The sequence below is a fragment of the Xanthomonas sp. SHU 199 genome, from assembly GCF_000364665.1.
Classification (GTDB): domain Bacteria; phylum Pseudomonadota; class Gammaproteobacteria; order Xanthomonadales; family Xanthomonadaceae; genus Xanthomonas_A; species Xanthomonas_A sontii.
This window is the reverse complement of sequence record NZ_AQOI01000266.1, coordinates 1-5,943: the sequence shown is the minus strand read 5'-3', so window position 1 is coordinate 5,943 and position 5,943 is coordinate 1. Positions and strand designations below refer to the sequence as shown.

Here is a 5,943-nt window from a genome sequence, read left to right as displayed (position 1 = left end):
CCGCCTGCGCCGCGCGCCAGCGAGCCGACCGCCGCGCCGGGTGCCGCCGATCGCGCCCTGCACGAGCGGGTCCGCAGCGGCGTGGCCCAGGCCGAACAGGCGATCGGCAAGGGTTGGGACGACAACAGCGAGCGTATGACCGCCAGCCTGACCTTGCTGGCCAGGCAGAACGGCTTCAGCGAGCGCGATCAGCTGGCAGTGGGCTTCAACCGGCCCACCGCCGCGCACCAGGGCGGCGAACTGGCGTTCGTGTACCGCAACGGCGGCGACGTTTCGCCCGATCCCTACGCCAACCGCGCGCACATGCCGACCAGCGAGGCGATCGCACGGCCGGCGCAGGAGACCTACCAGCAGCTGCAGCAACTGGGCGCGCAGCAGGGCCAGGCGCAGCGCCAGGCGCAGGAGCAGGCGCTGCAGGCCTCGCAACAGGGCCCGACGCGGACCGATCCGCCGCAGGTGCTGAGCCGTTGAGCGCAGTGGCCGGCGGGATGCGCCCAGCGCCCGCTGCCCTTGCGTCGCGCCATGGTCGCGGCAGGTCGCGGCCATGGCATGCGCTTCGCGCCGCCTCCGCCGAGGCGGAAGCGCGGCGCCATGGCGCATGGAGTCGCGCCGGGCTTACGGCTGCCAGACCAGGTTCTGGGTCTTCGGATCGGCGGTGACCTTGTCGACCTTGCTGGCGCCGTCGAAGGACACCTGGAACTCGTTGAAGCTGTCGAGCCAGTAGCGCCATAGCGGCGCGTCCAGGCTCGGGTTCTCGCTGGTGATCGGATAGCCCAGCGCCATCAGCACCTGCTCGCGGGTCATGCCCTTGGTCACGCGGTTGGCGGCGATCGCCTCGCGGATCTTCGGCGGGTAGGCCGCCAGCTTCGCCGTGGGATCCTGCGCGACCACGTAGCGCTGGGCGAAGGCCTCGTTGCCCAGGTCGCGGCTGTAGTCGTTGCCGATCGACTGCTTCTTGCCGTCGATCAACACATTGACCCGGTAGCGGCCGTAACCGGTCACCTGCACCGGCGTGCCGGCCGGGATCACCCGCTTGCCGTCTTCGGCGTAGTTGCTGTCGCTGATCCAGCTGCCGTCGCTGCGCATGTTGCAGCACAGGAAGCCGGAGAACTTGGCATCGGCCGCCGCGGCCAGCTGCGGCAGGGCCGCCGCCAGGGCGAGGGCGAGAACGAACGGGGAACGGAACGAACGCATGGCTGACTCCTTTCGGCGCGGCGATCCTGCCGCGGGTGGCACGAGGGTGGGAGGGCACCGCCTCCGCCGCGGCGCCCGCGCGCATTGTGCCGGCTGGCCTGCACCTGGGATAGCGGCGCGTTGCACGGTGACGGCGGACCGGTGGCCTGTGTATGCTCGAACCTCGTGGACACCCTGACGCCCGCCGAGATCTCCCTGCGCATCGACGCCCTGCGTCGGGAGCACCGCGCGCTCGACGAACAGCTGCAGCGCATCCCGGCCAATCTGGACGACGAGCTGGAAGCCAAGCGGCTGAAGAAGCGCAAGCTGCAACTGAAGGACTGCATCCTGCGCCTGGAGCATCTGCTGATCCCCGACGAACCGGCGTGAGCGCGGCGACCTTCTTCAGCGTCGGCCATTCCACGCGCAGCCTGGAGACTTTCCTGCAGATCCTGCAGGGCGCCGGCGTCACCCGGCTCGCCGACGTGCGCGCCTTTCCGTACTCGCGGCGGTTCCCGCAGTTCGACGGCAGCGCGCTGGCACCGGCGCTGGCCGCCGCGGGGATCGCCTACCGGCACTTCCGCGCCCTGGGCGGACGCCGCGGCAAGCAGCCGGGCGTCGATCCGCAGCGCAACGGCCACTGGCGCAGCGTCAGCTTCCACAACTACGCGGATTACGCGCTGGGCGCCGAATTCGCCGAGGCGCTGGCCGAGTTGCAGGCCTTCGGCGAGGACGGCGTGTGCGCGGTCATGTGCGCCGAGGCCTACTGGCGGCAGTGCCACCGCCAGATCGTCTGCGACCATCTGCTGCACCATGGCCATCCGGTGGTGCACCTGATCGATGTCGGCCGCCAGGAGCCGGCCACGCTCAACCCGGCTGCGCGCAGCGACGCGCAGGGGCAACTGGTCTATCCGCCCGATGCGGCGGCTGCGGGGCCGCGCACCGGAGATCTGTTCGACGCCTGAGCCGCGCTTCCATGGTCGCCGCGTCAGGGTGTCCGCCGCGTCGCCACGCGCCGGGATTCCACTGCGGGTCGCGCCACGCGCTGCGGCGTCAGACTCAGTCCTGCGGAACCGACGGCACCGCGATCGCGTTGCTGTGCGGCGTATCGTCGGTGCTGACGAGCGTGGTGGTGCCCTGTTCGCTCGCTCCGTCCTGGTTGGCGGCGAGCAGGCGCAGAGGCTGGCCGCGATAGCGGTACTCCAGCGCCTGCTGCAGCTGGTCCAGCCGCGCCACCCGTGCGCACAGCGCCTGCGCCTTGGTTTCGATCCCCTTGCTGCGCGCATCCAGCCGCGCCTCGAGGGCGGCGTCCATGCGGTCGGCGCGTTCGCCGATGGCCTCCGCGCGGCCCGTCACGACCTGCCAGAGCACGTGTCGGGTGATGCTGCCCACGAAGCTTTCCGCCTGCGTTTCGACATAGTCCTCGAACCGGTCGTCGAACGCCTCCTGGTCCCAGCGCCCCTTGCCGAGGGTGCCGTCGACGTAGGCGTTGGCGTGCGTGCGCAGCCGTTCGATCTTGCGCGCGTTGCCGGCACTGCCGGTCAGCATCTCCACAACGGAACCCAGCACGTCGTAGCTGAGATCGACCACCTCGTGAGAGAGATCGGCCACCTGCGGCATCAGCGCGCGGGTTTCGCGTTCCATCTCCAGCAGTCGCTGCGCATCGGCGTCGCCGATCTGCTGCACCTGGCGATCCACGCTCAATTCGCCCGCATGGAAGAAGATCTCGCGCGGCCCGTCGCCATCGCTGCGGGTGAGCCAGATGCCGCCGGTGTCGGCGAGCACGTTGAACGGTGTGCTCAGGCCGCACTGGCGCGAGGACACCTGCGGCCGATGGTCGTGCTTGCCAGCGTCGTCGCCCTGGTCGGCCCACGCGGGCCCGCTGGAGGCGGCAAGCAGCAACAGAGCGAAAAGAGGAGCTGTGCGCATCGCCGGAACCCGCAGCAGGGAGTTTCAAGCATGCTCGGGCCGAACAGGCCCACGGTCGCGTGTCGGAAGTCACTGTGCCGCGACGTCAACCGCCGCGCCGCAGTGATAACAGGGCGCCTTTATGCATGGCGCGTCGCCACGCGCCAGGATCTCACCGCATCACGAGGGCAAGTGCTGCGACTGCCGCCTCAATCCTGCGGAACCGGCGGCTCCTCCACCTTCGCCGCTTCCGGGCTGACCCGCTCGATGGTGTGGCGCAGCTCACGGCCGAGGATGAACTTGGCGTCCTTCGCCCACGCATCCAGCCGTTCGTCGAACACCAGCTTGCTGTTCTCGTCCGGCCACACCAGCTTCAGTTCGCGCAGTTTCTGGATGAAGCCGCGGAACAGGGTCTTGTCGAAGAACTCCGGCGCCGCCGGTGCGTACAGCAGGCTCAGACGTTGCGCGGCCTGCTGGCACAGGCTCTCCAGTTCGCCGGCGCCGAGCTTGCCCGGGCCGTTCTTCACCAGGACCGAGATGGCGATGTAATAGCGCTCGAACGCCTGTTGCAGCGAGTGGCCGATGGCGCGCAGGCGGAACACCTCGTCGGTCTGGCCGGTGTTGCGCGCCAGCACGCTGCCGTCGTCCTCGGCGAGCTGCAGCAGCAGGCCTTCGCGCACGAACACCTCGATGGTGCGTTCGATGCGCTCGGCGAACTGGTCCTCGCTCCACGGCAGGAACAGCTCCGCCTGCAGGAACGGGTACACGGTGCGGCCCAGCCGCAGCAGGCCGGCGCGGCTCATGCGGCGGTTGTTCTGGAAACAGCACGCCACCCACGAGGAGGCGGTGAACAGGTGCAGCACGTTGTTGCGGAAGTAGCTCAGCAGCACCGCGTTGTCGCCGTTGACGCTGAGCACGTCGCCGAGCGGATGCGGCGTGCGGGTGAGCACGTTGATCTCTTCGGCGTGGGCGATGATGCGCTCGGGCGAGTGCGGGGTCACCGTGACCCGGTCCGAGTACGGCAGTTCCGCCAGCAGCTTCTTGCACAGTTCGATCTGCGCGATCAGGTCGGCCTCGCCCATGGCGTGCTTGGGCGTGGACAGCAGCGCCAGCGCCAGCAGGTTGACCGGATTGACGTCGGCGGCGGCGTTGATGTGCACCTGGATCTGCTGCGCCAGCGCATCGACGGTGCCGTTCAACCAGGCCGGCTTCTCGTCCTCGCCCAGCGGCTGGCCGTCCCATTCCGGCGCGCGCTGCGCCAGCACCTGGCTCAACGGAATCGGCTCGCCGAAGTTCACCACCACCTGGCCGTAGTTCTGCTTGAGCACCTTGGGGATGCCCCACAGCAGCGCCCAGATCGATTCCTTCTCCTTGGGCCGGCCGCTGAGTTCGTCGAGGTAGCTGTTGCCTTCCATCAGCTTCTCGTAGCCGACGTAGATCGGCTGGAACAGCACCGGCTTGCGCGGCTGGCGCAGGAACGCGCGCAGGGTCATCGCGATCATGCCGCCCTTGGGCTGCAGCAGGCGGCCGGTGCGCGAGCGTCCGCCTTCGACGAAGTACTCGATCGAGTAGCCGCCGGCGACCAGTTGCGCCACGTACTCGCTGAGCACCGCCGAGTACAGCGCGTTGCCCTTGATCGAGCGGCGGATGAAGAACGCGCCGCCCTTGCGCAGCAGGGTGCCGACCACCGGCAGGTTGAGGTTGATGCCGGCCACGATGTGCGGCGGCACGATGCCGCGTTCGTACAGCAGATAGGACAGCAGCAGGTAGTCCATGTGGCTGCGGTGGCTGGGCACGTAGATCACTTCGTGCCCGGGCGCTGCGTCCTTGAGCTTGTCCAGGTGGTGGACCAGCACGCCGGCGTAGATGCGGTTCCAGACGTGGGTCAGCAGGAAGCTGGCCGAGCGCACCACCGGGCTGGAATAGTCGGCGGCGATTTCCCAGGCGTAGGCGTGCGCCTTGCGCCAGGCGTCCACCGGTTTGCTGTTGTCGCGCTTGGCCTGCGCGGCGATCGCCTCGCGCACCGGCTCGGCGGCCAGCACCTGGTCCACCAGCAGGCGCCGGGTCGACAGGTCGGGGCCGATCACGGCCTCGCGGATGCGCCGGAAGTGGGTGCGCAGCACGCGCTGCAGCTTGCGCACGGTGCGCTCGGGCGGCAGCCCTTCCTCCACCGTCTGCCGCATCGACACCGGTGGGGCGAAGCGCACGATGGTGCTGCGGCCGTTGAGCAGCACGCCGAGCAGGCGCCGGAAGCTGCCCACCAGCGCCCAGTTTTCCGAGAACAGCACGGCGAACCAGCCGCTCTGCTTGTCCGGGGCGCGGCCGACGAAGATCGACACCGGCACCAGGTGGATGTCCAGGTCCGGGCGCTCGCGGTGCGCCTGCAGCAGCTTGGCCAGCGAATCGGAGTGGGTCTTGGCGCCGCGCTGCTCCGGCAGCAGCGCGTGGTTGCTGCTGCGCCGGGACAGCGCCAGGTAGGCGCGCTTGCGGCCCAGCGGGTCGCCGGGCAGCGGCACCAGCGGCGAGGGCAGGCCGGATTCGCGGCAGGCCTTGTCCAGGATCAGCGCGTTGGACAGGCCGTAGTCCTCCAGCACGTACACCACCGGGCGGCCGTCGTTGTACTGGCCCGGCTCGGCCGGTTCGATCTTCAGGCCCAGCCAGGGATCGGCCAGGCGCCCGAGCAGGCGCGCCCACAGCGGCCCCTTGGCCTGGCGCGCGGCGGGTGCGGCCACCGGCAGGGTGGAGGGAGCGGCGGTCGAGGAGGGGGACGCGCCGGGGGCGGCCGGGGAGGCGTCGTCGAGCGCACGTGCCGCGTCGGCCGCGCGTGCGGCCGCGGCGTCGTCGGGGAACGGGAGGGGATTC

Annotated in this window: 6 protein-coding genes; 3 read left to right on the top strand and 3 right to left on the bottom strand. The window is 70.0% G+C overall.

Annotated elements, in window-relative coordinates; all coding sequences use genetic code 11:
- The coding region (locus tag D183_RS0110200; protein ID WP_017908898.1) for an XVIPCD domain-containing protein at positions 1 to 471 on the top strand (471 nt) is incomplete at its 5' end.
- Positions 472 to 615: 144 nt separating this feature from the next.
- Here the strand turns inward: D183_RS0110200 and bamE are convergent.
- Positions 616 to 1,194 carry an outer membrane protein assembly factor BamE domain-containing protein gene (gene bamE / locus D183_RS0110195; protein ID WP_017908897.1) on the bottom strand — a complete coding sequence of 193 codons (579 nt, stop codon included), beginning with the start codon at positions 1,192 to 1,194 and terminating at the stop codon, positions 616 to 618.
- 165 nt (positions 1,195 to 1,359) lie between these two features.
- Here bamE and D183_RS0110190 point away from each other — a divergent pair, with 165 nt between their 5' ends.
- On the top strand, positions 1,360 to 1,563 hold the full coding sequence (locus D183_RS0110190; RefSeq protein ID WP_017908896.1) for a YdcH family protein: 204 nt from the start codon (positions 1,360 to 1,362) through the stop codon (positions 1,561 to 1,563).
- The gene (locus tag D183_RS0110185; protein ID WP_017908895.1) at positions 1,560 to 2,138 is read left to right on the top strand and encodes a DUF488 domain-containing protein; all 579 of its coding nucleotides are present in this window, start codon (positions 1,560 to 1,562) and stop codon (positions 2,136 to 2,138) included. The genes D183_RS0110190 and D183_RS0110185 overlap by 4 nt, the downstream gene beginning before the upstream one ends.
- Positions 2,139 to 2,232: 94 nt before the next feature.
- On the opposite strand, the gene D183_RS0110180 is transcribed toward D183_RS0110185, so the two are convergent.
- Together D183_RS0110180 and plsB are read right to left on the bottom strand one after the other, a co-directional pair.
- The gene (locus D183_RS0110180) at positions 2,233 to 3,075 is read right to left on the bottom strand and encodes a DUF2884 family protein (protein ID WP_017908894.1); all 843 of its coding nucleotides are present in this window, start codon (positions 3,073 to 3,075) and stop codon (positions 2,233 to 2,235) included.
- A gap of 215 nt (positions 3,076 to 3,290) precedes the next feature.
- The coding region (gene plsB / locus D183_RS0110175) for a glycerol-3-phosphate 1-O-acyltransferase PlsB (RefSeq protein ID WP_017908893.1) at positions 3,291 to 5,943 on the bottom strand (2,653 nt) is incomplete at its 5' end.